The following is a 24,116-nucleotide window of genomic DNA, read 5'->3' as shown; positions in this document are numbered from 1 at the left end:
TGTTACCTTCTAATTTTGATTTTTACCCTTCCGGTTTTTGCGCAGGAAAATGATAAAATAAGCTGGAATGTAGAAGAATCTTTAAGCTGGAACGATTTTAAAGCAAGTCCTAAAAAGCATCTTCCATATAAAGCGAATACCAATTCGGGCCTATCCTTCTCCTGGAATGCTACCGAAAATAGCAGCGGAATAGAACTTAATTATGAAGTTGGCAGTAATTTTTATCCGAATAGATCCTGGGTGAAAGAAATTGAAGAGGTAGATTATCTGCTAGCACACGAGCAATTACATTTTGATATTACCGAGTTGCACGCCAGGAAACTTAGAAAAGCGCTGGAAAATTACGAGCCCGGCCCAAAGATGAAAAAAGAATTAAACGATATTTATTTTGAAATAGAACAGCAGCGCCGGCAATTGCAAAATCGGTTTGATAAAGAAACCAACCACAGTATTAATAAGGAAGCCGAGTTTAAATGGCGTGTGTTTATAAAGCAGGAATTAGAAAAATTAAGTGAATTTTCCAGCTAAAATGTTGAAACTTCTTTCTTCGCAGTTTCAAATTCTTCCATCATTTCTTTTACAATTTCTACAGCAGGTTTTATCTCGTGAATTAATCCTGAGATTTGGCCAATTTCCAGCTCTCCTTCTTCTAAATCGCCTTCAAACATTCCTTTTTTTGCCCTGGCGCGACCTAAAAGTTCAATAAGTTGTTCTTTTGAAGGATTTTCAGCATACAATTTCTGAACATCCTCAAAGAATTTATTTTTCAGTAATCTTACGGGGGCAAGTTCTTTAAGGGTCAGTTTAGTATCACCTTCCTGGGCTTTCACCACCATTTCTTTAAAATTCTGGTGTGAAGAAGCTTCAGGAGTGGCAACAAATCGGCTACCTACCTGTACCGCGTCGGCACCTAAAACCATTGCTGCCAACATTCCCCGCCCGGTGGCAATTCCGCCTGCGGCAATTAAGGGAATATCAATTTTTTCTTTCACCATTGGGATTAAAGTAAAAGTGGTAGTTTCATCTCTACCATTATGTCCTCCGGCTTCAAAACCTTCAGCCACTACAGCATCTACGCCGGCTTCCTGAGACTTTAGTGCGAATTTCACTCCGCTAACTACGTGTACCACTTTAATTCCGTGTTCCTGTAAATGTTTGGTCCAGGTTTTAGGATTTCCAGCAGAAGTAAAAACAATTTCCACTTTTTCCTGGATAATAATTTCCATAATCTTATCAATATCCGGATAGAGTAGGGGTACGTTTACCGCAAAAGGCTTATTAGTAGCATTTTTACATTTTTCAATATGTTCTTTAAGGATTTCAGGATACATAGAACCTGCGCCAATAATCCCTAATCCGCCGGCATTACTAACGGCGCTGGCAAGTTTCCAGCCGCTAGCCCAAACCATACCGGCCTGGATAATTGGATATTTTATATTAAAAAGCTGTGTGATTTTATTGTTGAGCATTGCTTAAATTTTCCTCGAATTTAAGAAATAACCCCCGAACCTAATAATTCTTCGCTCTCATACCAGGCTACAAATTGACCTTCGGTAATTGAGGCTTGAGGTTCATCAAAAATCACATACATTCCAGCCTCGGTTTGATGCAATGTTGCATCTTGTAAGGGTTGGCGATAACGAATCCTGGCTTTTACTTTTAAAGTATCATCAGTACTTATAGCAAGGTCTTTTCTAACCCAATGCACTTCGTCTTTATTGATAAAAAGTCCTTTTCTATAAATTCCCGGGTGGTTTTTTCCCTGCCCGGTATAAATTACATTATCTACCACGTCGGTATCGATAACAAACAGCGGCTCTGGCGTGCCACCAACAGCAAGACCTTTTCGCTGTCCTTTGGTGAAATAATGAGCACCCTGGTGTTTTCCTACAACCTTTCCGTCTTCAGCAGCGTATTCATACTTTTTAGTAAGAAAATCGAGTTCTTCCTTTTTGTTGCTGAATTCTGGTGTTTCATAAGAATAGAAGTCTTTTTCGGCTTCAATTTCTATGATCTTTCCCTCTTTAGGTTGTAATTTTTGCTGAAGAAAATCTGGTAATCTTACTTTTCCTATAAAACATAATCCTTGCGAATCCTTTTTATCGGCAGTAACCAGGTTTTGTTCTGAAGCAATTTTTCTTACTTCAGATTTTTGTAATTCGCCTATGGGAAATAAGGTTTTTGAAAGCTGCTCTTGCGTTAGCTGACAAAGAAAATAAGACTGGTCTTTATTATTGTCTTTTCCGGAAAGTAATTGATAAATGGTTTCCCCGTTTTTCTGAATTTCTCCTTTTCGGCAATAGTGACCGGTAGCTACATAATCGGCCCCTAATGAAAGCGCGATTTTCATAAAAACATCAAACTTGATCTCACGGTTACAAAGAACATCGGGATTTGGCGTACGGCCACGTTCGTATTCGTTAAACATATAATCAACGATACGCTCTTTATACTGCTCGCTAAGATCTACAGTTTGGAAAGGTATACCAAGTTTATCGGCTACCATCATGGCGTCATTACTGTCATCCAGCCAGGGGCATTCGTCAGAAATAGTTACCGAATCGTCGTGCCAGTTTTTCATAAAAAGCCCAATTACCTCGTAACCCTGCTGTTGCAAAAGATACGCTGAAACACTGGAATCCACTCCGCCCGATAAACCTACGACTACTTTCTTTTTCATAAACCTATAATTGAAATCCTTTCCGCATAAAGTCGGAAAAGGGAGTGCAAAATTACGAAATTTTAGGAGAAAGGTGGAGGAGAAGGGAATAGGGATAAAATAAAAAAGCTATCCAAAATTTTAATTCTGGATAGCTTTTTTAGAAAATATAGTTTTTAGTTATCTTTCAAAAACAATACTGGTGTCTGGAGAACCTATAGGGGTAAAAATAAATGTGTCACCCTCAAAAGTCGCAGTACCGTTTACCTGACCAAGACCTTCAAAAGGAATAGTAAAGGTATATATTTCATTGCTTTTACTCCAGGTACTTTCTGTTGTGTCTTCTATTTCACATTCCCCTTCTACAACGGTGTGGAATTCTGAATAGGTTGAAAAATCTGAGTTAAATGTGATATTTGAGTTCTGGTTGCATTCGCTTAAATCAAGGCCTTCAATTGGCGAATTATTAATTTCGACTGCATACCACAAACCCAGAATTTGATCTTCTCCATTAGCATCATCATCTTCACTGCAGGATGTTAATAGGGCAATACTAAAAAGCATTAAAAAAAGTTTCTTCATAACGTAGGTTTTTATTTTTTGTAAATATACAATTTTAAGTAAGTAATAGGATTAAGCTTAATCAGGGATTAATTATTGTATAAAATTGCTAAAAAGTAATTACTATTTTGTTTAAATAATCTATTGATTAAACATTTAACTATTGTCTCAAAATAATTAACAAACATTAAACAATTAATAATGGGTTTCTCGTTTACTTTTACGCTATAACAAAAAATTAGAACTATGAAAACTATTAAATTTACAAAACTTGCCCTACTGGCATTCCTGGCTTTTGGCCTCTTTTCCTGTAGTGACGATGACGACGGAGGAGATGTTATTATGCCAACAAACACAATTACTGATTTTGTGGCCGAAAATGATGATTATTCTTCTTTACAGGCTGCTTTAGAAGTAACCGGATTGGATGCTACTTTAGATGGCTCTGCTAATTACACTGTTTTTGCCCCAAACAACGCTGCATTTAATTCATTTCTGTCGGCTAACGGATTCAGTAGTCTTGATGAAGTGCCCACAGATGTTTTAACGGAAATTCTTTTAAACCACGTTCAGGAAGGTGAAATAACCTCTGGTGCGCTTTCAACCGGCTATATTGAAAGTATGGCTACCGGTATGGCTTCAGATTCACCTTTGAGCCTTTATATTAATACCGAGGACGGGGTAATGATTAACGGAGTTTCAACCGTAACTACTGCCGACGTGGAAGTAGACAATGGAGTGATTCACGCTGTTAATGCTGTTATTGGACTTCCTGATGTAACCACTTTTGCCACTGCCGATCCTAATTTTGATATTCTTGTACAGGCACTTACTGCAGATGAGTCTTTTACGTTTGTAGAAACTTTAATGATGACAGACGCTCCGGCACCATTTACTGTTTTTGCCCCTACTAATGCTGCTTTCGCTAATGTACTTGCCGAGTTAGAGTTAGCAGGTTTGGGTGATATTCCAGCCGATCTTTTATCCAGTATTTTAACCTACCACGTAGTTGCCGGTTCAAATGTTCGTGCAGGTGATCTTAGTGATGGTATGATGGTAGAAACTCTTGAAACAGGAAGTTTCACTATCAACCTGGGAGATAATGTGACTATTACTGATGAAAACGGAAGAACAGCAACAATTATTGCTACCAATATCCAGGCGAATAATGGTGTAATTCACGCTTTAGATACTGTACTTCTTCCTGAAAATGATGCGATTGAAATAGAAACTAATACTATCGCAGATTTCGTAGCCGGAAACGAGAATTATTCTTCTTTGCTTGCTGCTTTAGAAAAGACAGGTTTAACTTCAACCTTTACCGGTACAGATGAGTATACTGTTTTTGCTCCTGATAACGCTGCTTTTACAGCCTTTTTAAATGATAACGGATTCAATAGTCTTGATGAAGTACCTGAAGCCTTATTAACCCAGGTACTATTAAACCACGTTCAACCGGGTACAATTATGGCTGCTGATTTAAGTACAGGTTATATTCCAGGTTTGGCCGTATGGGGAGCTTCAGAAGAACCTTTAAGTATGTATATTAATACTGATGACGGCGTAACGATTAATGGAGTTTCTTCTGTAACTACTGCAGATGTTGAAGCTGATAATGGTGTAATTCACGCAGTAGATGCTGTAATTGGCTTACCAGATGTTACCACTTTTGCTACTGCCGATCCTAATTTTGATGTTCTTGTACAGGCCCTAACAAGAGAAGAGTCTTTTACATTTGTTGAAACACTTATGATGAGTGAAGCTCCTGCTCCTTTTACTGTTTTTGCTCCTACAAATGATGCTTTTGTCGGATTATTAGATGAACTTGGAGTTGATTCTCTTGCAGATATTGATGCTGCAACTTTAGAAGCTGTTTTAAGCTACCACGTAGTTGCCGGAGCCAATGTAAGATCTGGAGACCTATCTGATGATATGGTGGTTGAAACTTTACAGGGTGGCGAATTTACCGTAAACCTTGGAGATAATGTTGTAATTACCGATGAAAGAGGAAGAACTTCTACAGTTATCGCAGCCGATGTTCAGGCTACCAATGGTGTAATTCACGCGCTAGATACTGTTCTGCTTCCTGCTGAATAATTTTTGATTGATTTAATAAAAGGTAAAAGCCCCGGGAAATTAATTTCTGGGGCTTTTTTAGTTGGTACTTAAAAGTTTTAAATGTCATCCTGAATTTATTTCAGAGCCTGCTCCGAAATTTTCGGAGATCTAAATTGTCAATAAAAACAAGTTAGAAGCTGAAACAAGCTCAGCTTGACGAAAGAAAATTTATTCTTCAGCTTTATCTACAACCAGTCTTTCATCGCGGTTAGCGATTTCCCAGGCAGTAAGAAAAACTAATTGTGCTCTTTTCTTTAAAGCTTCATATTCAATTTTTTCAGCGGTATCTGTTGGTTTGTGATAATCTGGGTGAACCCCGTTAAAGTAAAAAATTACCGGAATATTATTTTTCGCGAAGTTGTAATGGTCACTTCGGTAATAAAAACGGTTAGGATCATTTTCATCATTATAAGTATAATCCAGTTCCATATTCATATATTCTGAATTCACATTTTCACTAAGTTCGTGAAGATCTGTACTTAATTTATCACTTCCTATAAGGTAAATATAATTATCGTTCCCTTCGTGATCCTTGTCTATACGGCCAATCATATCCATATTAAGATTGGCAACGGTATTAGCTAAAGGAAATACAGGATTTTCTACATAATATTTTGAGCCTAAAAGGCCTTTTTCTTCACCGGTTAAATGGATAAAAAGGATAGATCTTTTAGGAGTATATCCATCTTTTTGAGCTTCTTTAAACGCCTCAGCAACTTCCAGGATAGCCATTGGGCCAGAACCACCGTCGTCTGCTCCATTAAAGATATTCCCTTCATCATCTACACCTACGTGATCGTAATGTGAGGTGATCACTAAGATTTCTTCAGGTTTTTCACTTCCCTTAATATATCCCAATACATTTTCTGAAGCTTTAAGATTTCCGTTAAAGAATTCAGTTGGAATTTCCTGGTAGTAGTTTGAATATCCTTCTGGCGCTTCAATCCCCATTTTTTGATATTCATTTACAATAAATTCGGCTGCTTTTTTCTGTCCCGGTTCTCCGGTATTTCTACCTTCGTACTCGTCACTTGCAAAAGTGGTAAGATTATTTTGTAATTCAGATGTTGTAATGGTTTCAGCATACTCCATCGGGTTTGCATTTTCAACATTTTTTTGTGTGCCACAGGCTACCACTCCGGCAGTTACGGCCACTAAAAGCATTTTTTTCATAGTTTATGTAATTTTTTTATTAGATACTTCGTTAAATAATCCCGAAGTTTTTATTAAAGTCGCAGCAAGATAGCAGTTTCGGATTAATTTTCAGAGAGGTCTTCAAAAAATTCTTTTCCCAACGACAATGGAGATCTATATAAATTAAGATTTACTTGGGAATATATTTCCCATAATTCTTAATTAGCTTTTCCAGTGATTGTTGCTAGTTTAGTACTTTTTCTATTGTTTCTTTTGTAAGTGGAGCCATAACTTTATAACCTGCTAGATTTGGGTGAACCCCATCTTCTGAATATTGTTTGGGTAAACCTTCTTTTTTATCTTTTAGCGGCGTAAAAAGATCTAGATAAGTATGGTTATTTTCCCCGGCAAATTTTGCTAACCAGGTATTGATTTCGGCTATTTTTTGAACTGGTTCCAATCCGGGGCGCCAGGGATAATCGTAAACGGGTAGGATAGAAGCAAGAATAACTTTAATATTATTGGCCTGGGCAAGTTGTGCCATTGCCTTAATGTTATTGGTAATCATTTCTACGGAAGAAAATCCAGTGTTTCCCGCTATGTCGTTGGTGCCAGCAAGAATTACTACCGCTTTGGGGTTAAGTGCTACCACATCTGGTATAAACCGAATAAGCATTTGGGGGGTTGTTTGTCCACTTATTCCGCGGCCGGCGAAATTATTTTTTTCGAAGAATTGGGGCTGTGCATTTACCCAACCTTCGGTTATGGAATTACCCATAAAGACCACATCGGGATAATTTTTAGTTTCAATTATTTTTTCATTTTCAGTTTTATACTTTTTAAGATTGGCCCAATCCTGTTCCATAAGTTCGCGGTATTCTGTTTTTTGCGCAAATGAGAAATTGCTTAAAAGTATTACAACAGAAATTAAAATTACTTTTTTCATAAGTTTAAAAGTATAAAAATGAATTTATTCTGTCTCAAAAATTTGATCAAAAAAAGTATTAAAACCCCACCGATACTTTTGTACGCAATAAAGTATTTATATCGGGTTGATTGCCAAAAATGGTACTTGCCCCAACATCTATATTCACATTATTAAAATTTCCTCTTAGCCCGGCACCAACTTCTGTTTGAGGATACAGAAGATCCATATGTGGAGTGCTGATTCGTTCTTCATTATTCAAGGACGGAGTTAAATATCGCCCAAAAAGATAAAAGCTAAACCGCTGGTTAAATTTGTATTCAAAATTGGCACTAAAGCTGCCGTGAAATCCGGGAGCCTTGTTATTAAAAATAGTGTTTTGCTCCAGGATGCCCGCGCTTAAAGTGATTAGGAGTTTATCGGTTTCATAATTAAATGTTTGATTGTTTAATTTATAATAGCCTAAGCCATCAAAAGTGTTTTGTATTTTGTATCGTGAGGTGTAAAAATTACTGGATGTTGATTCCGGATTATTTAAATTTTCTGAGCGTTCCTGGGCGTCTATATTTAAAAAGGACAAAAGAAATATTAAGGAAAGGAGATGAATAGGTGATGACAATTTTCTCATAAAAACATTGGATTAAAATGCATCAGGCTTTTAAAAATGTACTGGTTTTTATTTTTTAAAAGAGGTGAAAGCTTAATAAACAGTAATGTAGAAATTATTAGGGACTTTAGGGCTAAAGAAATATTAAATATGCTAAAGGCTGATAATTAGGCGGTTTGAGAAAAGCCTGAAAAAACTTATAGAAAAGCTTGTGTGTATTTGTAAAAGCTTGTTATATTTGCATCCGCTAAGCAGAAAAGCTTAGCATTTTATTGGAGGAATGGCAGAGTGGTCGATTGCGGCAGTCTTGAAAACTGTTGACTGTAACAGGTCCGGGGGTTCGAATCCCTCTTCCTCCGCTACTTAACTTACAAAATATTGCAAAAAGCCTCAAACCCTATGGTTTTGGGGCTTTTTTATTTTACAATATTTCAAAATATCCCAAAGAATATCAAGCTAGGAGGTGTCAAATTCGGTGTCACTTGAATAACTGAAATTAGTGACACCTTTATGATGAATATTCCTACAAAAATATTTTAACAATTTGATATTTAGTGTTTTATGATTGATGTAATTTCGTACTTTAGAAATGTATTAATCTAAAAAATCTAAAGTCATGGATACAAATTTCTTCCATATTTTTTATCTAAGAGGTGGCGCAAAAAATTCTTTATCACCAATCTACCTTCGAGTCACACTAAGAGGTAAGCGAGCAGCCACTAGTCTTCGTAGAAAAATTTCCAAAGAAGATTGGAATTCTTCAGCAGGAAGGGCCAAGGGGAATACTGAGAAAGCGAAAATTCTTAATAGATATTTATCCAAAGTTGAAAACGACCTCTATATATCTCATCAAAAACTTTTAGAAAAGGGAACGAAGTTTACTGCTCAGGACTTGGTGGACACATTTTTAGGAAAAGACAAGAAAAAAGAAGACCAGGAAAGGATGCTTCTGGATATTTTCCAGGAACACAATGATCGGGTTAATAGACTTGTAGGTAAAGATTTTGCCGCCGGTACAGCTGAAAGATATAGAACGGCTAAAAATCACGTAGGGGAATATATAGAAAAGGAGTACAAAGTTTCGGATATTCCAGTAAAAGAGGTAAACCTCAAATTTATTACCGGCTTTGAATATTATTTAAAGACAGAAAGGAACTGTGCGCATAATTCCGCCATTAAATATGTAACAAACTTTAAAAAAATCATTCGCATAGCATTATCAAACGAATGGATAGCAAAAGACCCTTTTCAGAACTGGAAAGGTAAATTAAAAGTGGTAGATCGGGAGTTTCTAACTGAAGTTGAACTTCAGGCGCTGATCTCCAAAGAAATTAAAAATGAGCGACTGGATTTAATTAAAGATATTTTTACGTTTAGTTGCTTTACTGGGCTTAGTTATGCTGAGGTAAAAAAACTCTCAGAAAAGGAAGTGGTAATTGGTATTGATGGTAATAAATGGATTAAAACTAAGAGAACAAAAACTAAGACCAGATGCAGCGTTCCAATTCTTCCTGTGGCAGAGGCTATATTGGAAAAATATTCTTCGCATCCCGATGTGAGCGAGAAGCGGTTACTTCCAATTCTAAGTAATCAAAAAACGAATGCTTATATTAAGGAAATAGCAGATCTTTGCGGCATCAACAAAAATCTTACATTCCATTTGGCCAGGCACACGTTTGCAACTACTGTTACGCTTGCAAATGGAGTTCCTATAGAGAGTGTGAGTAAAATGCTAGGACACAAAAATCTTCGTACAACTCAGCACTATGCAAAAATTCTAGATCGAAAAGTGGGTGACGATATGGCTGTATTGAAAGAACGATTAGAATCCAAAAATTTTTGGAGAAAGGCTTAATTGCTATTCTATACCGGCTTTAGCTTGAATGGCTATCAATGTATAAGCTATTCGCTTTAACTAGTCCAAAAAATGGACAAGTAAGAAACAAGTAGTGCAGAAGCTATAGCCTAGCTTTAAACCGGCTTTGCTCCGGTTCTGTTCCAAAGAGAAACAAACGCGCTATCGCGCCTAACTTGATCAAACTTTGGCCAAAAAGTTTTTTATTTTTTTCATACTATAAACCTTTCCTTTATGTTTTCAGTTTTTTCCGCTTTTTAAAAAGAAAAAGAGGTAAAATAGTATCAATTAACTGGAATCGGTAATTTCCCTGGTAAATGACAATATTGTTCCGCTTATCATTGTAGTCTAAACACAGCTCCATAGCTTTTTTACTGGGTACTGAAGCCCCGTAATTCTTTTTGACCTGCAGCAATTTTTGCTTTTCAGCAGCTTCTTTAAGTCTGGAAGCAGTTGACGGTGAAATTTGAAATATCCTACAGATTCCAAGTACAGATAATGGAGCAGGTGCTTCTATATAATTAAAGTTAGGGGATAGAAAATGATAGGTACTGCCTTTTATCTGTACGCTTTTCTTTCTCCTTACTTTTCTCCAGAAGTCTTTATGTAGATATCCATAAATAATTGCCCCTGTAATTGCTTTAATGTTTCGGTAAGAATAAAAATCTACCGGATAGGAAAGCCTGAGCTTCCAGTTATTCTCGCTTCGTATCCTTTCAAAAGATTTTATGATGTAATAACCCGTCCTGTTATTGTATTGCAACCAACCTTTCTCTACCAGAAAGTCAATATACTTTAATGTAGTTTTTCGAGAGCTGATCTCTTCGGTTAATTCTAAAAATAACAGTTCCCCATCATCCAGTTTTGCCTTTCCGCACTTGTAGATTAGCTTCAAGGATAGAAAGAATTGCAGCTTTTTAGCATAGCCTTTTTGCTGTGCATCAATAAATAGCTGAATGGGAACTGAAATCTCCGGAGTCATCTTACTTAAGAGTTAGCATCCTTCCTATTTTTTCGGTGACGATTTATAAATGCCTGGATATCCTTGAGACTGTAGTAGATCTTTCCTTTCACCTGTGCGTATTCAATCAGCCCTTCTTCCCGCCAGGTTTGAGCTGTTTTCGCACTTATTTTAAATAGCTGGATAAAATCAGCATTATCCAGAAGGATGAGACAGGGATCTTTAATCTGCCTGATCCTGAATTCCCTGGTGAGCTGTTCTATTTTAGCTTCCAGGGAATGCATACTGACCATAAATGGATGGATGCTTTCTTTCATAATTTCATTAGTTTATGATCTGTTATTATTTTAAAAATTACCATTACTTAATTTTTTTACCTTCTGGCAGCTTTCTTTTTTCAGAAAATTGTTCTAGGAAGCAAAAATTTTATACAAGCTTAGCTTAACCAACAAGTGGTTAACCCAGTAAAAAAACCAAAAACGTTTTTAATATTTATATGCTTATGTCTTCGAAGTCAAACAAAAAATGGACAACTAAGCACTTTAAAAAACTACTGTAATTCATCTCTTTAAAAATATGCAATAAATTGATTATAAAACACTTAAGAGTAATTTTTTTGGTAACATTAAATTTGTTACCGTTTGGGATATTTTGAAAATCTAAAACTTAGAAAGCTGCCTTCAAGATCACAAAATCAACCAAATGACACTAAATAAAATGATAGCTTTTTTAACAATTACTATTTTCATCTGGAGCATTTTCCTTTTTGACGTCGGAAAGGAGCAAAAAGTAGATTGAAATGACAGTTTTTGAGTCCGTCTTTTCATTACTTCTTTCAGCGCTTTCGGATTATCTTTTGATGCTCTTTCATTTTCAAGCTTTGAAATTATAGAGGAGCTATAAATAGCCTGCCGGTTTATGCGGTCCGGTTAATTTCAAAGCTTGGTGCTTTCGTAGCAAAAGGTAAGGTGTTGGAAAAGAAATAACCGAAATAAAACCTGCAATTTTAACCAGGGGTTTTATTTATAAAAATCAGGATGAATATCGTCTTCCTCATAGTCCCTTATTCGATTTTCGTAGTTATTTTTGGGATCTGCAGCTTCCATTAGAGATTCCAAAATGCCTAAAGTGGGGTTTACTTTATTCTTCTCTATATCTTTCAAAATTGCGATTACTGCATTTATTCTTTTTTTGACAAGGTTTTCCAGAGTCTCCATTTTTGGACCCATCATTTCATTGGGAGAAATACTATTCATTTCAAAAAATTCGACCCTCGATAATAATGTCATTGATTGAGATTTAGATAAAGCCCGTGTAAGCTTCCCCTAATTAGAACTGCTTGATTGTCCAAAAATATCATTTTTCATTCTCCTGGCGGTACCGCCAGGAGAATGACTTTTCGCGTATGCTACGGGGGCCATTTTTCCCAGTGCATTATGTGGTCTTACATTGTTGTAATCTTTCATCCAGGTCTCGGTTTGTTCCCTTACCTGATTGAGATCTTCAAAGAGGTACTTATTGAGAACGCCTCTTCGATAGGTTCCATTGAATCTCTCTATAAAAGCATTCTGGGTTGGTTTTCCGGGTTGAATATACTGAAAGTCGATTTCTTGCATCTGGCTCCATTCTGAAGCGATCTTAGCAACAAATTCAGGACCATTATCCATTCTTATTTTTTGGGGTTTTCCCCTGCGATTAATTAAATGGTTTAGTACCCAGACGACGCGCTTGCTGGGCAGTGAAAAATCAATTTCTATATGCAATGCTTCCCGGTTGTAATCATCGATTACAGTTAAGCCGCGGAAGCGCCTTTTATTTTCTAAAACGTCGGTCACAAAATCAATACTCCAGCTGTGATTGGGAGCTATGGGAGCCTCCAAGGGTTCTTTGACCCTGGCAGTTAAACGCTTTTTAACCTTGCGTCTCAAACTCAGGCCAAGCTTTTTATAGACCCTGTACACCCGTTTATGGTTCCAGGGCTTGCCTTCACTCCTTAGACGATCGTAAGCCATCCAGAAGCCTTCTTCGCTATGTTCTTTAGCTTTCTGTTGTAAAGCCTCCTCGATAGCAGTATCGTCCTTTGGAATTGGCCTGTAATAAAAAACGCTTTTGCTCATATTTAAAACACGGCACGCCCTGCTAATACCGTAACGCGTAAGTTCTTTGGCTATGATTCTTTTACGGCAGGGCTTTAAAGCTTTTTTTCGATGATTTCTTTGGCCATTTGATGATCCAGGGATAGATTGGCATACATCTGCTTCAGCCTTCGGTTCTCCTCCTCAAGGTCCTTCAGGCGCTTAAGCTCTTTGCCGTTCATCCCGCCATAGCGTTCCCGCCACTTGTAGAATGCAGCTGTGCTAATGCTATATTCACGGCTGATCTCTGCGGCCGTTTTTCCGTTATCAAACTCCTTTAAAATCTTTGCGATTTGCTGTGGTGAATATCTACTCTTCTTCATAATTACTGTTTAAAGTTATAAAATATATTATAATTTTAAACAGTTCGTTTTTAAGGGAAGCTTACACCCGGCTGAACCTTCTAAATTTTTTGGCTACGGAAGTCTTGATCTTTAGAGTCTCGAACTTCTCTTTTTTATATTCTTCATCCATTTTTTAGTAAAATTTCTACCATTTTTCAATGGGTTTCAAGGGTTTTTAGTAATAAAACAGCCTCTTTTTAATTTTTACCATTGGATAAAATTATTTAAATAGCTGTTAAACAGTCGTTTATATTTTAAAAGGTAATTCTTAACGTGGCTCTGCCCGTTACCCTCTTGCTTTACCTTTTCCTTTACCTTTTCCTTTACCTTTTCCTTTACCTTTTCCTTTACCTTTTCGTCCCGCAGGGACAAAAATTTCAACTTTTAAATTGAATTTAATAGCGCTTTAATTAGTGAGAAACTGAATCCCATTTTTTATGATTGGAAAAGAAAATCTTTAAAATTAACTGTAGAGAATTGGAAGAATAATTGAGAAACTAATTATTTCCTGTTATAAAATGCCTTCATCGGCAAAGCTGAAGTAATCCCCATCGGGAGTTAGTATTAAATGATCCAATACCTTAATATCAAAAAGTTCCTCTGCTTTTTTGATCTTTTCCGTTAGCAATTTATCGGGTTGACTGGGCTGAAGGGTTCCCGATGGATGGTTATGTGCTAAAATTATAGAGGTCGTAACGGACTTTAGGACTACCGCGAATACGATTCTTATATCCACTAAAGTTCCGGTGATGCCTCCTGTAGAGAGGGTGTAAATACCTTTTACCTTATTAGAATTATTAAGGAGCAACATTTTAAAAATTTTCAAAGAGTTCAATGTTGTGTTTATCCCAATGCTCGAATAGAAGGTTAGCAGCATCACGGGAAGAAGATATTTTTGGAAGTAATTTTGTTTTAATACTTCCGCTGTAACTTATTGCGATTTCATTAACTTTGGTTTCCATTATTGATTTGTTTAAAGTTAAATAATGAAAGAGGGCGCAATTTTCGACGATGACGCCCTCTTTGCTTTTAATTAATTATTATCCCGTTTTGAGCTGCTCAATAAAAGGATCTCATTTACCAGAATTTCGGTGATGTACTGTTTTTCCCCAGCTTCGTTGTTATACGAGCGATAAGTTAATTTGCCTTTAATAGCAATTTCCTTTCCCTTAGCGATATACTTACTGGCAAGTTCTGCCTGCTTACTCCAGGTTACAAGCTGGTGCCATTGTGTTTCCTGAATTTTCTCTCCGTCTTTAAAAAATTGTTCATTGGTGGCCAAAGAGAATCGGCAAACCAACATACCATTTTCAAACCTGTGAGATTTTGGATCTTCCCCTACGTTTCCAATTAACTGTACTGTGTTTCTAAGCGTTTTCATAATTAAAAGATTTAAAGGTTTATAATTGATTTTTAACTGATTTACTTATTGTATCCTGAGCGTTTTCCTTTTTTGATTTTTTTAATTCCGCTTCCTTTTTTGTAGATTTTGTATGATTTCATTTTTCCGTTTTTAGATTTACTTCCCGTAGCGCCTTCACTGTTACCTTTTTCTGATGCTGATACATTTTCAAGATTTAGAATTAGGGAGGACTTATAAAAAGGGAGCGCAGGGACTGGCTTTATGCAGTGCGGACTAACTTCTAAATCTTGGTATTTTGCATTACAGAAAAAGGTAACAGTGAAGGCCGAAAATACTTCAAATAGGTAAATGGAAGAGTAGGGAAGGAGCAGGAAGTGGAATTAAATTAATTATGGAATCCAATTTGAGGACTTAAGTGGAAAACCAGAACCGAGAATGAAGCATTCCGCCGTTTTTGCGGAATAAGCGAAATGGAAGGTGAAGATTTTTCGCTTGTGTCCGGTGCCAGTGAATGAGGCTCTTTAGCCTGGAGGTACGTAAGACTAAAGTGCTGAATGGAATGAAAACCCCTCATTTAACTCCAAAAATTATTCAATTCTCTATTTTATTCTTAATATCTTGTTAATAACTATAGATAGTAATATAAACCTAGAATTAGATATTTTTTAAATTTGGAATCCCTACTCATTTAATTAACCACCAATTTTACTTTATACATTGATTATTTTTAAAGCTATCTCGAATTAAATTTAAGGCAATTTGAGGTTGATAGCTGTAAGTAATTCGTAATTGCTTAAAAGAAAGACCAATGGGAGTGACTGTGGCGAAGCCATGTAATTTTTTGATTAAGATTTATGCTTTAAGAAAGAGAATAACCAGGATGAATTTTGATATATAGGCATAAAGGTTAAGTAGTTTTCTCCATATAGTTTTGCCAGGTTACAAGAACATATTTCTTTTTTCCGTTTTCATACCGGGTTAGAAAACCAAATTCATATACAAAGAGATAAACTTCCTTCTTGCTGTTTTTCCAATAGTGCGTAAAGTAATTAGGATCGAAGCCGTGTTGTTTTAAAATGTCAGCTCTAACCGTGGCTTTCCCTGCTTTGTTGAAGCTTTTTAAAATCCTTCGATTAGTTTTTAATTGGCGGTCTACTTTTGCATAGAATCCGGCAGCTCCTTCTTTGGTTTTTTGATAATGCCAGGCACTTTTACAATAGGGATCGCAAAACTTTTTATCTGGACGGCCTTCCAGTTTTTTATTACAGGCCAGACAATGTTTTTCAGTTTCCATAATTATAAAGCCGTTTTAGTCGTATAATATACGGATAATAAACGTTTTAGGGTTTAAGTCTGTTTACATTTATATACCAATAAATGCGCAGGCCATATGGATAGGAAGTATATTACTCTAAAGAATTTAATCATTGATAAAGAAAAATGTATAGGGTTAAAATTCTTTACCGATAAAGTAGTGCAGGTTATGGTGGACAACTTACCCGATGTACAGTGGAGTGAGAAGTTTCGCATGAATTATATCTTAAACACACCGGCTAACCTGGAGCTTGTTTTTAAGACCTTTCGTGGTGTTGCCTGGATCAATTGCAATCATTTTTATTCCAAGGCTAGTTTTGGAAGAGAGGAAGAGCCTGTGAACATTCAACAGCTGCAAAATAGGGAAGAGGTAAGCGGAAAGCGATATTGCCCTGGAAGCTACCTTAGAAAATTAGAATTAAAACGGTATGCCAATAGCACGATCAAAACCTATGTTTCTTGTTTCGAAACATTCATAAATCATTACAGTGACAGGGAGATAAAGGATTTGAACGAAGAGGATATAAGATTATATCTTCAGAAATTGATACGAGAGGATTTTTCTCATTCCTATATTAACCAGGCCATTAATGCTATTAAATTCTATTATGAAGTGGTACTGGAAATGCCCAATAGGTTTTATGCCATAGAACGTCCCAGACCTATAGAACAACTGCCGAAGGTCCTGGCAAAAGAGGAAATAATGGCTATTATTGAGCATACTAATAACATTAAACACCGATGTATAGTAAGTTTGCTTTATTCGGCCGGTTTAAGAAGAATTGAGCTCTTAAATTTAAAACTGGAAGATATAGATAGTAAGAGAATGGTGATTAAGGTAAGATCGGGCAAAGGAAATAAAGATAGGTTTACAATCTTAAGCGAAAAACTACTTGGTGATTTACGAAAATACTATAAAGAATGGCGACCGACTAATTTTTTGTTTGAAGGCCCGGGCAGGAAAGCCTATAGTCCCGAAAGTGTTTCGAGTATAGTAAAGAATGCTGCGAAAAAAGCGAAGATCAAGAAGCGGGTGACACCCCATATGTTACGACATTCCTTTGCAACCCATCTTTTGGAGAGTGGAACCGATTTACGATATATCCAGGTACTCCTTGGGCATAGAAGCACCAAAACAACAGAAATTTACACGCACGTGGCTACAAATATTTTTTTTAAGATTAAAAATCCATTAGATTAGTCATGTAAAGACATAATAGATATAAATGTAATACTGCATTTATACGTACGTTGTATACTATTGCTGGCAGCGAATGGTCTTCTTTTGAGGATCCTGGGCTGATTTTAGGAGGTATAGCTAAAGGAAAGAGAAGGACATACTTTTTGGTAGTGTCCCCAAGTATTTAGCGATGAGATCGTGGAGAGTTTTTTAACTATCCAAACGTTATCACGTTACTAATACTTGAGGTTAAGGTAGTTGAAGTTTTGGAAATAGTCTATGGGGCAACTCCCTTAATTTTTTACTTTAGCTATACGGACAATTTGAAAAGCCCTCCCCTTATTTCACGGATGTTTAGATCTACTTCTAAACACAATGTAAACGGGGCACGGACCTTAAAAGAAGTATTTTTATTTTTGCGCTTCAATCAACAGTCTCTGTTAACCTGATCCTGGCAGATAAGATAAACAGCATACAACACCATCTAACTGCAATAGCCGCAAAAATGCGACTACGGCAGTTAGATCAACGTTGTAAGTAATGCAGACATAATTTCGTTTAAAATCAAACTAAGTAAGGAATATGGATTGTAATCTTAACCGAATAAAAATGGAAATTTATGAAAAATGCGGATTGAAAATATCGGATTTCCAACTTGAAACAGAAAGTAAAGAATATATTGCTTGCCGATTTGATTTAAACGGACGAAAAATTATAAGCAGAAACGCTAAAATTACCCCTAAAAAAGTAGGACAGTTTGTAACATTCTGGAAACGGAATGGAAACGGACCGATTGAACCTTTTGAAGTAAATGACCAATTTGATTTTTTTGTTGTGAACGTAAGGACCGAAAACCAGTTCGGACAATTTGTTTTTCCAAAATCTGTGTTGATAAAAAAAGGAATAATATCAACGGACAAAAAAGAAGGGAAAAGGGCATTTCGAGTTTATCCGAGTTGGGTCATTGCAAATAATAAACAAGCGGGAAAAACTCAAAAATGGCAGTTAAACTATTTTCACGAAATTACTTATTCAACCGATTTAAAAAAAGTAACGGATTTATATAAAGCTCAATAACCCTGCGGCAAGCACTACTTACAACAGTATATAAAAACAATGCTAAAACCTGTCTCAAATCGAAACTCCGTGCTCGCTTGCTCAGCGGATTGTCCTGCGGACAATCAAGCTCGCCAGCTCGCACAGTTTTTATACGGGACGTTGTGCAATATTGCAAAAAATCATAAACCTATGAAACCTACGTTAATTCCTCTGTTATTCATTATGTTTCTGCTTACTTCTTCCTGCTCCAAAGAAGAAGATTGTTACAATCCTGTGGATTGTCTACCAGCTGCTACCCAAACGGGAGCTAATACTGCGGGTTGTTTAGTGGATGGACAAGTTTTTTTACCAGGCGGACAAAGTTTAAATAGTGGCTCGGTTTTAAAAGCCCAATATGTTTTTCATAACGGAAAATATATTTTTGGAGTATCTATTCGTAATCGAAATAATGGTAACAAAATGGTTATGATAGAATCAAAGGATGAGAAATTAGAAGAAGGTGATACCTATTCTATGAAAAAATCTTCGGACATAAGTACAACAGGTGTTTATCTAAATGGTTTAATTGGCTACTCTACAACAGATGAAGTAACAGGAGAATTTACTATAACCAATTTAGATGAAAGTAATAGGATTTTAAGCGGTACCTTTTGGTTTGATGCAGTTAATAATAATGCAGAAATTGTAAAAGTTAGAAACGGACGTTTTGATGTGCGCTATTAATAAGAATATTTTATTCCCCAATTAAGAAATTTGAAAACAAACATTGCACAACAAAATATAAAAACAATGCTCAAATATTGTCTTGAATCGAAACTCTGCGCTCGCTTGCAACGCCTGATCGTCCTGCGGGCAATCACGCTCGCCGGCTCGCACAGTTTTTATACGAGACGTTGGCAACAAGCTGAAATTCTTTAAATGATGGATTTAGTAAATCGCGGATATATAAAATGGCAAGGTTTAAGCTATTTCAATTTCATTTTAGCTACTACTTTATTAATTTTAATTTCACTTATACCTTTCGCGGTTTTATTAGAATATTTGAATATTTCTGATGATGAAGTAGGAGGGATTGACTCCGACAACTATACTCCAATTAGCCTTTTTTTAATGGCGGTTGTGTTTGCCCCGATTTTGGAAACCTTATTTTTACAAGCATTTCCAATAAAACTTTTACAAGGATTTTTAAAAAGAAAATATGAAATTTTGATAATATTATTTTCTTCGGTGCTTTTTGCACTAATGCATTTTGGTTACAGTTCCTGGTATAGTTTATTAACATTTCCAACAGGAATAATATTAGCAAAGTCTTACATTATATTCCAACAAAGAAAGGAATCAAGTTTTTGGATTACTACTTCTATTCATTCTTTAAGAAACTTAATCGCTGTAGTATTTATTCTTCTAGAAAAATAAAGCGGCCAAAGCCAGTTGCCAACATTATATAAAAACAATGCTCAACCCCATCTCAAATCGAAAATGCGTGCTCGCTTGCTCAGCGGATTGTCCTGCGGACAATCACGCTCACCCGCTCGCACAGTTTTTATACGAGACGTTGTAAAACATTTAAGAAAAACTATGGCAAGTATTGACAGAGCTGATTGGCATTATGGTGGAGATTATCCGAAAGATTTACCAATTGAGAATGGTGGAACCCATATTGGAATGTATTTGACTTGGATAATTAATAATGATTTAATTGGACAAACTCATATTGAAAACTCAAAATCGGAAATTGAAAAAGTAAAAAAACGAGAAAAAACAGGTAGAGATTTTCTGTTTTCGGAATGCGATGAAAAATTATGGGAAGAAGATTTTAATGAAGAAGGACTAAAATTTACCGAATTCTATTATCAAAGTTCTGACCCTGAAGAATCTTATGGACAATACCTTGACGATTATCTTGACGAATTTGACGATATTGACTGTGAATCGCTTTATGAAATTCCAAATACCTGGGAGAATTATGACCGACTTTCAAAAGTTCTTGACAAACGATACAGTAAATGGAAAAATGGAGGAAACAAAAAGAGCTGGAAATTTTGGAAATAAAAAACGTTTTACAACAATGTATAACCGCAATTACGGCGGATTCGACTACGTCCGAATCCACTCGGAATTGCTAACGTCTGTGCCAAACCGAAAATTAACACATATTAACCCGTAACTGACGGTTATACGAGACCGTTAGCAAACAGTAAAAAAATGAAAATAAAATACAAGAAAAAGCGGTTCAATCGATACCTTATTTTTGGAATTCTATGGACAATTTTAGGTTTTCTTAATTTGAACTATTCCGTTGAAAATAACTGGATGGATTACGGATTTTTAGTAATAGCAATACTCTACTGGAGTAGTTTTTTTTACGAAAAAAGCAATCAATACCTGACCATCGATGATAAATCGATCAAGAAAAATTCTCTTTCTGGAAAAAAACTCTACCTATCCGATATAAACTGGATTAAAAAATTCGCTGGTGATTATATCTTAAAAACTGACACGGAGGAATTAACTATTAATTCGGGGGTGGTTGATGAAAAGTCTTTAATCGAACTCGAGCGAATCCTTTCGAAGTTGGATCTGCCAGCGGACAAAACACCGTTTGCTAACAACATATAAAAACAATGCTTACTTAGGTTTTGAATTTAAACTCCATGCTCGCTTGCAACGCCTGATTGTCCTGCGGACAATCAAGCTCGCCATCTCGCACGGTTTTTATACGGGACGTTGCCAGCAATATAACCAAACAGGTAAAGGAAAAAATAAATGGATAAAATTCTAAGACTTTTTATTGGTGTTATTCAAATCGTAGGCGGATTGATATTAGTTTACGCCTTTTTTAATAGATTAGCAGAAGTTGGAATGGTTAGTTTTCTCACAGTTACCTTGCCTTTATTAATTCTAATTGGTATATGTATATATGCAGGAACGCATTTGATTCTTAATAGACCAATAGGCATCGCTCTTTCTATTTTTAATTTTGCATTACAATTATTTCAGTTTAGTTTCTTTGGAATTTATTGGTATTATTTTATCGGACCTTATGTTAGTTTTGGATACCAAAAACCTGCCACTTCGGATTATAACTTTTGGATAGACTACGAATATTTTACGGGGACATCTATAATCTACCTTCGGGATGACTCTGAGTCTCACTTTCTTCTAATAAACCTTGTGGCTTTAATAATGATCCTGGCTTTAATCTACTTGAGAGTTAATTTTAAAGATTCAATAGTGCCTCTCGAAAAAAATACTGCTGGCAACAATATATAAAAACAATGCTAAATCTTGTCTTGAATCGAAAATCATTGCTCGCTAGCTCAGCGGATTGTCCTGCGGACAATCACGCTCGCCCGCTCGCACAGTTTTTATACGGGACGTTGCCAAAAACACCGCTGATAAACAGGACGTAAATAATCAATTTTAAAGAGTTATGAAATTTTTGCCTTACTTAAAGTATCTATTTTTAGTTGTTAGTATTATAATCTTCACCCTTTACATATTTGGCAATAATTATATAAATAAATACACACTTACATTTGGTTTTATTCTGATTTTCAGTGTGCCAGTTTTACACAGATTTGAAAAGCAGCGGATTTCTCACTCAAGCGAAGAAAAAAAGAAGCACTAAAAATATCATTTTGGAGAGGTAAGAACATCAAAGTTTCAAACTAAAATACAGCGGACTTTCTTACTCAAGCGGAGAAAAAAACGGACGTAAAAATGCCCTTTTTGAGAGGTAAGAAAATTTAAACTTTAAAAAGCAAAACGCAGCGGATTCAAGAGCGAAGCGGCTCACTCGGGCGTGCGGTGCATTTGGCAACAATGTATAAAAACAATGCTATTTTAGTACCTAATCGAAAATCTGTGCGTACTTGCTGCGTCTGATTTTCCTGCGGAAAATCATCGCCTGCGATCGCCGCACTGTTTTTATACGGGACGTTGGCAACAAGCTCCGAAAAATGAAAAGACAACATTTCATATTCGCTTTATTTCTTCTGACCATTATTGGCTGTGGAAGCATAAATAACGGATTAGAAAAAGAAAAAATAGTTTTTAAACCAGAAGATACTGGAATTAGAAAAACCTACACGATTCGAGTACCCGATCTTGAGGAAAACGAAAAGACAATACTCCAAGAATTCGGAGGGCACGGACACGGATTTAGAGTTGTTTATGCGGACTCTTCAATAATTTATTATACCAATGATGACGCTATCGCAACTCCAAATTTCAAGAACTATGAAACTATAGGTTGGCTGGGATTTGATCTTTTGAATAAGAAAAAAGATACAATTGTTCACGGACAACAGGACAATGGACTTTTTTGGAAAGAAATAAAAGTAGGTGAAGAGTTTATTGGCTATCTAAATGTTTCACCAGCTGATAAAGAACTTTTTGATGAATCGATAAAAACACTGAAATAAAGCCAGTTGCCAACAATATATAAAAACAATGCTCAATTTGTTCTTGAATCGAAACCCCGTGTTCGCTTGCATAGCGGATTGTCCTGCGGACAATCACGCTCACCATCTCGCACAGTTTTTATACGGGACGTTACCCACAATTGCTCCGAATAATATTTAAAAATAAATAATGAAGAAAATATCTACCAAGGTTAAAATTATCGGGATTGTCTCTATTTTTATATGGATTATAGGAAGTTACCTCATATATAATGGAACCAATGGAAAAGGTGTAAGTATCGCTACTGGAGTAATAATAATTGCAGGATTATATTCTCAAATTAGTAAGGATCAAAAAGAAAATTCCGAGCTTTAGAAATAGATCTTAAAAGTAGCAAATCGGACTTATTAGCAGACCGAATAAAAAAAATCGGATCTGATTGCTGGGGATGGAATAGGACTTAACAATTGGGCGGACTTTCACTCAGCCACTTATAAAGTTACGGATCAGGTAACGTGCTTACTCAAACGTGTCGCAAAAGTGGGTAACAATATATAAAAACAATGCTATTTTAATGCCAAATCGAAGTTTCGTAATCGCTTGCTGCGCTGATTGTCCTTCGGACAATCACGCTCGCCTGCTCGCACAGTTTTTATACGAGACGTTAGCAAACATTAATAAAAATGAACGATACAATATCAAAATGGAAACCCGAACTGTATAATGATAAACATTCATTCGTTTATCATTACGGAGAAAATCTGATAAAATTGCTCGATCCAAAAAATAATGAACGGATTTTGGATTTAGGGTGTGGATCTGGACAATTGACTTTTAAAATAAACGAACTAGCAAAAGAAGCAGTGGGCATTGATAAATCTGATGAGATGATTGCAGATGCCAAATTAAAATTCCCTGATGTTAAATTTCAGGTTGCAGATGCCGGAAATTTTAGTTTCGATAAAAAATTTGACTCGATTTTTTCAAACGCAGCACTTCATTGGGTAAAAGACTATAAGAGTGCAGTAAAATGTATGTATGAAAATCTGAAGCCGACTGGAAAAGTTGTGGTTGAATTTGGAGGAAAAGGAAATGTGCAAACTATAGTGCAGCAATTGAGAGATTCTTTGCGAAACAGAGGTTATATAAAACAATCTAATTTGGATTTATGGTATTTCCCATCAATAGGTGAATATTCAACTGAACTTGAATCGGCTGGTTTCAGGGTGCTTTTCGCAGAGCATTATGATCGACCGACAGAACTTGCAGACGAGAATTCTGGAATAAAGGATTGGATTTCAATGTTTGCAGGGAGTTTTTTCTTCGGAGTCACCAATAATCATATTGAGGAAATTAAAAATGAAGTACAAGAAAATATAAAAGAAAAATGTTTAATTGACGGGAAATGGTTTGCTGACTATAAAAGGATTAGAATAATCGCAATAAAACAAGAAACGTTTGCTAACAACATATCCTATGAAAAGCAATAATCGC

The 24,116-nt window shown here is 36.0% G+C and carries 24 protein-coding genes, 1 tRNA gene and 2 pseudogenes; 14 read left to right on the top strand and 13 right to left on the bottom strand.

The window, feature by feature from the left end; translation table 11 throughout:
• Positions 1 to 15: 15 nt before the first annotated feature.
• Positions 16 to 528, top strand: coding sequence for a DUF922 domain-containing protein (locus B4F31_RS00485; RefSeq protein ID WP_286760338.1), 513 nt, complete (start codon positions 16 to 18; stop codon positions 526 to 528).
• Here the strand turns inward: B4F31_RS00485 and B4F31_RS00480 are convergent.
• The 3 genes from B4F31_RS00480 to B4F31_RS00470 all read right to left on the bottom strand — a co-directional run bounded on the left by B4F31_RS00480 (position 525) and on the right by B4F31_RS00470 (position 3,241).
• Positions 525 to 1,469, bottom strand: coding sequence for an NAD(P)H-dependent flavin oxidoreductase (locus tag B4F31_RS00480; protein ID WP_286760337.1), 945 nt, complete (start codon positions 1,467 to 1,469; stop codon positions 525 to 527). The two genes, B4F31_RS00485 and B4F31_RS00480, sit on opposite strands and share 4 nt — an antisense overlap.
• 20 nt (positions 1,470 to 1,489) lie before the next feature.
• Positions 1,490 to 2,680, bottom strand: a complete 1,191-nt coding sequence (gene mnmA / locus B4F31_RS00475; protein ID WP_286760336.1) for a tRNA 2-thiouridine(34) synthase MnmA — start codon at positions 2,678 to 2,680, stop codon at positions 1,490 to 1,492.
• A gap of 159 nt (positions 2,681 to 2,839) precedes the next feature.
• Entirely contained in the window at positions 2,840 to 3,241 is a 402-nt protein-coding gene (locus tag B4F31_RS00470) for a lipocalin family protein (protein WP_075327366.1), read from the bottom strand.
• A gap of 225 nt (positions 3,242 to 3,466) precedes the next feature.
• On the opposite strand from B4F31_RS00470, the gene B4F31_RS00465 reads away from it, so the two are divergent.
• Complete coding sequence (locus tag B4F31_RS00465) at positions 3,467 to 5,317, top strand: fasciclin domain-containing protein (RefSeq protein WP_075327365.1); 1,851 nt, start codon at positions 3,467 to 3,469, stop codon at positions 5,315 to 5,317.
• A 189-nt stretch (positions 5,318 to 5,506) separates the two neighbouring features.
• Here B4F31_RS00465 and B4F31_RS00460 read toward each other — a convergent pair whose 3' ends face one another.
• The 3 genes from B4F31_RS00460 to B4F31_RS00450 all read right to left on the bottom strand — a co-directional run bounded on the left by B4F31_RS00460 (position 5,507) and on the right by B4F31_RS00450 (position 8,025).
• Complete coding sequence (locus tag B4F31_RS00460; protein WP_075327364.1) at positions 5,507 to 6,511, bottom strand: M28 family metallopeptidase; 1,005 nt, start codon at positions 6,509 to 6,511, stop codon at positions 5,507 to 5,509.
• A gap of 205 nt (positions 6,512 to 6,716) precedes the next feature.
• Entirely contained in the window at positions 6,717 to 7,418 is a 702-nt protein-coding gene (locus tag B4F31_RS00455; protein ID WP_286760335.1) for an SGNH/GDSL hydrolase family protein, read from the bottom strand.
• 58 nt (positions 7,419 to 7,476) lie between these two features.
• A complete protein-coding gene (locus B4F31_RS00450) occupies positions 7,477 to 8,025 on the bottom strand; it encodes a hypothetical protein (protein ID WP_075327362.1) in 549 nt (182 codons plus the stop codon).
• Positions 8,026 to 8,278: 253 nt separating this feature from the next.
• Between B4F31_RS00450 and B4F31_RS00445 the strand changes: the two genes are divergently transcribed.
• Positions 8,279 to 8,363 (top strand) — tRNA-Ser (locus tag B4F31_RS00445).
• Positions 8,364 to 8,620: 257 nt separating this feature from the next.
• Entirely contained in the window at positions 8,621 to 9,859 is a 1,239-nt protein-coding gene (locus B4F31_RS00440) for a site-specific integrase (RefSeq protein ID WP_057481325.1), read from the top strand.
• Between the two features lie 232 nt (positions 9,860 to 10,091).
• Here the strand turns inward: B4F31_RS00440 and B4F31_RS00435 are convergent, their stop codons facing one another.
• From B4F31_RS00435 to B4F31_RS00405, 7 genes and pseudogenes are all read right to left on the bottom strand, one after another.
• On the bottom strand, positions 10,092 to 10,841 hold the full coding sequence (locus B4F31_RS00435; protein WP_286760334.1) for a hypothetical protein: 750 nt from the start codon (positions 10,839 to 10,841) through the stop codon (positions 10,092 to 10,094).
• A 5-nt stretch (positions 10,842 to 10,846) separates the two neighbouring features.
• Positions 10,847 to 11,137 (bottom strand): helix-turn-helix domain-containing protein, encoded by a 291-nt coding sequence (locus tag B4F31_RS00430; RefSeq protein WP_051935865.1) that lies wholly within the window; start codon positions 11,135 to 11,137, stop codon positions 10,847 to 10,849.
• Positions 11,138 to 11,839: 702 nt separating this feature from the next.
• Positions 11,840 to 12,127, bottom strand: a pseudogene (locus B4F31_RS00425) (BfmA/BtgA family mobilization protein); the annotation flags it as partial.
• An 18-nt stretch (positions 12,128 to 12,145) separates the two neighbouring features.
• Positions 12,146 to 13,278, bottom strand: a protein-coding gene (locus tag B4F31_RS00420; RefSeq protein WP_286760333.1) for an IS3 family transposase whose coding sequence is annotated in 2 segments (ribosomal slippage) — positions 12,146 to 13,017 and positions 13,017 to 13,278 — 1,134 coding nt in all. Because the reading frame shifts where the segments join, the coding sequence is not laid out codon by codon here.
• Positions 13,279 to 13,810: 532 nt separating this feature from the next.
• Positions 13,811 to 14,261, bottom strand: a pseudogene (locus B4F31_RS00415) (JAB domain-containing protein).
• A 71-nt stretch (positions 14,262 to 14,332) separates the two neighbouring features.
• Positions 14,333 to 14,680: a single-stranded DNA-binding protein gene (locus B4F31_RS00410; RefSeq protein ID WP_286760332.1), complete on the bottom strand. Its 348-nt coding sequence runs from the start codon at positions 14,678 to 14,680 to the stop codon at positions 14,333 to 14,335.
• Between the two features lie 889 nt (positions 14,681 to 15,569).
• On the bottom strand, positions 15,570 to 15,956 hold the full coding sequence (locus B4F31_RS00405; RefSeq protein WP_037320331.1) for a hypothetical protein: 387 nt from the start codon (positions 15,954 to 15,956) through the stop codon (positions 15,570 to 15,572).
• A gap of 96 nt (positions 15,957 to 16,052) precedes the next feature.
• Here B4F31_RS00405 and xerA point away from each other — a divergent pair, with 96 nt between their 5' ends.
• The 10 genes from xerA (at position 16,053) to B4F31_RS00355 (ending at position 24,112) form a co-directional block, all read left to right on the top strand.
• Complete coding sequence (gene xerA / locus B4F31_RS00400; RefSeq protein WP_057481320.1) at positions 16,053 to 17,177, top strand: site-specific tyrosine recombinase/integron integrase; 1,125 nt, start codon at positions 16,053 to 16,055, stop codon at positions 17,175 to 17,177.
• 588 nt (positions 17,178 to 17,765) lie between these two features.
• Complete coding sequence (locus B4F31_RS00395; RefSeq protein ID WP_349675907.1) at positions 17,766 to 18,233, top strand: MepB family protein; 468 nt, start codon at positions 17,766 to 17,768, stop codon at positions 18,231 to 18,233.
• Between the two features lie 171 nt (positions 18,234 to 18,404).
• On the top strand, positions 18,405 to 18,938 hold the full coding sequence (locus tag B4F31_RS00390) for a DUF6252 family protein (protein WP_286760330.1): 534 nt from the start codon (positions 18,405 to 18,407) through the stop codon (positions 18,936 to 18,938).
• Between the two features lie 195 nt (positions 18,939 to 19,133).
• Positions 19,134 to 19,631, top strand: a complete 498-nt coding sequence (locus B4F31_RS00385; protein ID WP_286760329.1) for a CPBP family intramembrane glutamic endopeptidase — start codon at positions 19,134 to 19,136, stop codon at positions 19,629 to 19,631.
• 162 nt (positions 19,632 to 19,793) lie between these two features.
• A complete protein-coding gene (locus B4F31_RS00380; protein ID WP_286760328.1) occupies positions 19,794 to 20,267 on the top strand; it encodes a hypothetical protein in 474 nt (157 codons plus the stop codon).
• Positions 20,268 to 20,420: 153 nt separating this feature from the next.
• Positions 20,421 to 20,834 carry a hypothetical protein gene (locus B4F31_RS00375; protein WP_037320371.1) on the top strand — a complete coding sequence of 138 codons (414 nt, stop codon included), beginning with the start codon at positions 20,421 to 20,423 and terminating at the stop codon, positions 20,832 to 20,834.
• A gap of 147 nt (positions 20,835 to 20,981) precedes the next feature.
• On the top strand, positions 20,982 to 21,488 hold the full coding sequence (locus B4F31_RS00370; RefSeq protein WP_037320350.1) for a hypothetical protein: 507 nt from the start codon (positions 20,982 to 20,984) through the stop codon (positions 21,486 to 21,488).
• A gap of 689 nt (positions 21,489 to 22,177) precedes the next feature.
• A complete protein-coding gene (locus B4F31_RS00365) occupies positions 22,178 to 22,642 on the top strand; it encodes a hypothetical protein (protein ID WP_037320339.1) in 465 nt (154 codons plus the stop codon).
• Positions 22,643 to 22,811: 169 nt separating this feature from the next.
• On the top strand, positions 22,812 to 22,997 hold the full coding sequence (locus tag B4F31_RS00360) for a hypothetical protein (RefSeq protein WP_075327357.1): 186 nt from the start codon (positions 22,812 to 22,814) through the stop codon (positions 22,995 to 22,997).
• Between the two features lie 308 nt (positions 22,998 to 23,305).
• Positions 23,306 to 24,112 (top strand): class I SAM-dependent methyltransferase, encoded by an 807-nt coding sequence (locus tag B4F31_RS00355; RefSeq protein ID WP_286760327.1) that lies wholly within the window; start codon positions 23,306 to 23,308, stop codon positions 24,110 to 24,112.
• The last annotated feature ends 4 nt before the right edge of the window (positions 24,113 to 24,116 follow it).

Origin of the sequence: Salegentibacter sp. UBA1130, assembly GCF_002311535.1 — a bacterium.
Taxonomy (GTDB): Bacteria; Bacteroidota; Bacteroidia; order Flavobacteriales; family Flavobacteriaceae; genus Salegentibacter; species Salegentibacter agarivorans.
Note: the sequence above shows the minus strand (reverse complement) of the source record. Positions and strands in the feature narration are given on the sequence as shown.

What these genes read in the sequence shown, in the direction of transcription:
- B4F31_RS00480 (WP_286760337.1), bottom strand. Translation starts at nt 1,469, where the DNA reads ATGCTCAACAATAAAATCACACAGCTTTTTAATATAAAATATCCAATT.
- mnmA (WP_286760336.1), bottom strand. Translation starts at nt 2,680, where the DNA reads ATGAAAAAGAAAGTAGTCGTAGGTTTATCGGGCGGAGTGGATTCCAGT.
- B4F31_RS00470 (WP_075327366.1), bottom strand. Translation starts at nt 3,241, where the DNA reads ATGAAGAAACTTTTTTTAATGCTTTTTAGTATTGCCCTATTAACATCC.
- B4F31_RS00465 (WP_075327365.1), top strand. Translation starts at nt 3,467, where the DNA reads ATGAAAACTATTAAATTTACAAAACTTGCCCTACTGGCATTCCTGGCT.
- B4F31_RS00460 (WP_075327364.1), bottom strand. Translation starts at nt 6,511, where the DNA reads ATGAAAAAAATGCTTTTAGTGGCCGTAACTGCCGGAGTGGTAGCCTGT.
- B4F31_RS00455 (WP_286760335.1), bottom strand. Translation starts at nt 7,418, where the DNA reads ATGAAAAAAGTAATTTTAATTTCTGTTGTAATACTTTTAAGCAATTTC.
- B4F31_RS00450 (WP_075327362.1), bottom strand. Translation starts at nt 8,025, where the DNA reads ATGAGAAAATTGTCATCACCTATTCATCTCCTTTCCTTAATATTTCTT.
- B4F31_RS00440 (WP_057481325.1), top strand. Translation starts at nt 8,621, where the DNA reads ATGGATACAAATTTCTTCCATATTTTTTATCTAAGAGGTGGCGCAAAA.
- B4F31_RS00435 (WP_286760334.1), bottom strand. Translation starts at nt 10,841, where the DNA reads ATGACTCCGGAGATTTCAGTTCCCATTCAGCTATTTATTGATGCACAG.
- B4F31_RS00430 (WP_051935865.1), bottom strand. Translation starts at nt 11,137, where the DNA reads ATGAAAGAAAGCATCCATCCATTTATGGTCAGTATGCATTCCCTGGAA.
- B4F31_RS00410 (WP_286760332.1), bottom strand. Translation starts at nt 14,680, where the DNA reads ATGAAAACGCTTAGAAACACAGTACAGTTAATTGGAAACGTAGGGGAA.
- B4F31_RS00405 (WP_037320331.1), bottom strand. Translation starts at nt 15,956, where the DNA reads ATGGAAACTGAAAAACATTGTCTGGCCTGTAATAAAAAACTGGAAGGC.
- xerA (WP_057481320.1), top strand. Translation starts at nt 16,053, where the DNA reads ATGGATAGGAAGTATATTACTCTAAAGAATTTAATCATTGATAAAGAA.
- B4F31_RS00395 (WP_349675907.1), top strand. Translation starts at nt 17,766, where the DNA reads ATGGAAATTTATGAAAAATGCGGATTGAAAATATCGGATTTCCAACTT.
- B4F31_RS00390 (WP_286760330.1), top strand. Translation starts at nt 18,405, where the DNA reads ATGAAACCTACGTTAATTCCTCTGTTATTCATTATGTTTCTGCTTACT.
- B4F31_RS00385 (WP_286760329.1), top strand. Translation starts at nt 19,134, where the DNA reads ATGATGGATTTAGTAAATCGCGGATATATAAAATGGCAAGGTTTAAGC.
- B4F31_RS00380 (WP_286760328.1), top strand. Translation starts at nt 19,794, where the DNA reads ATGGCAAGTATTGACAGAGCTGATTGGCATTATGGTGGAGATTATCCG.
- B4F31_RS00375 (WP_037320371.1), top strand. Translation starts at nt 20,421, where the DNA reads ATGAAAATAAAATACAAGAAAAAGCGGTTCAATCGATACCTTATTTTT.
- B4F31_RS00370 (WP_037320350.1), top strand. Translation starts at nt 20,982, where the DNA reads ATGGATAAAATTCTAAGACTTTTTATTGGTGTTATTCAAATCGTAGGC.
- B4F31_RS00365 (WP_037320339.1), top strand. Translation starts at nt 22,178, where the DNA reads ATGAAAAGACAACATTTCATATTCGCTTTATTTCTTCTGACCATTATT.
- B4F31_RS00360 (WP_075327357.1), top strand. Translation starts at nt 22,812, where the DNA reads ATGAAGAAAATATCTACCAAGGTTAAAATTATCGGGATTGTCTCTATT.
- B4F31_RS00355 (WP_286760327.1), top strand. Translation starts at nt 23,306, where the DNA reads ATGAACGATACAATATCAAAATGGAAACCCGAACTGTATAATGATAAA.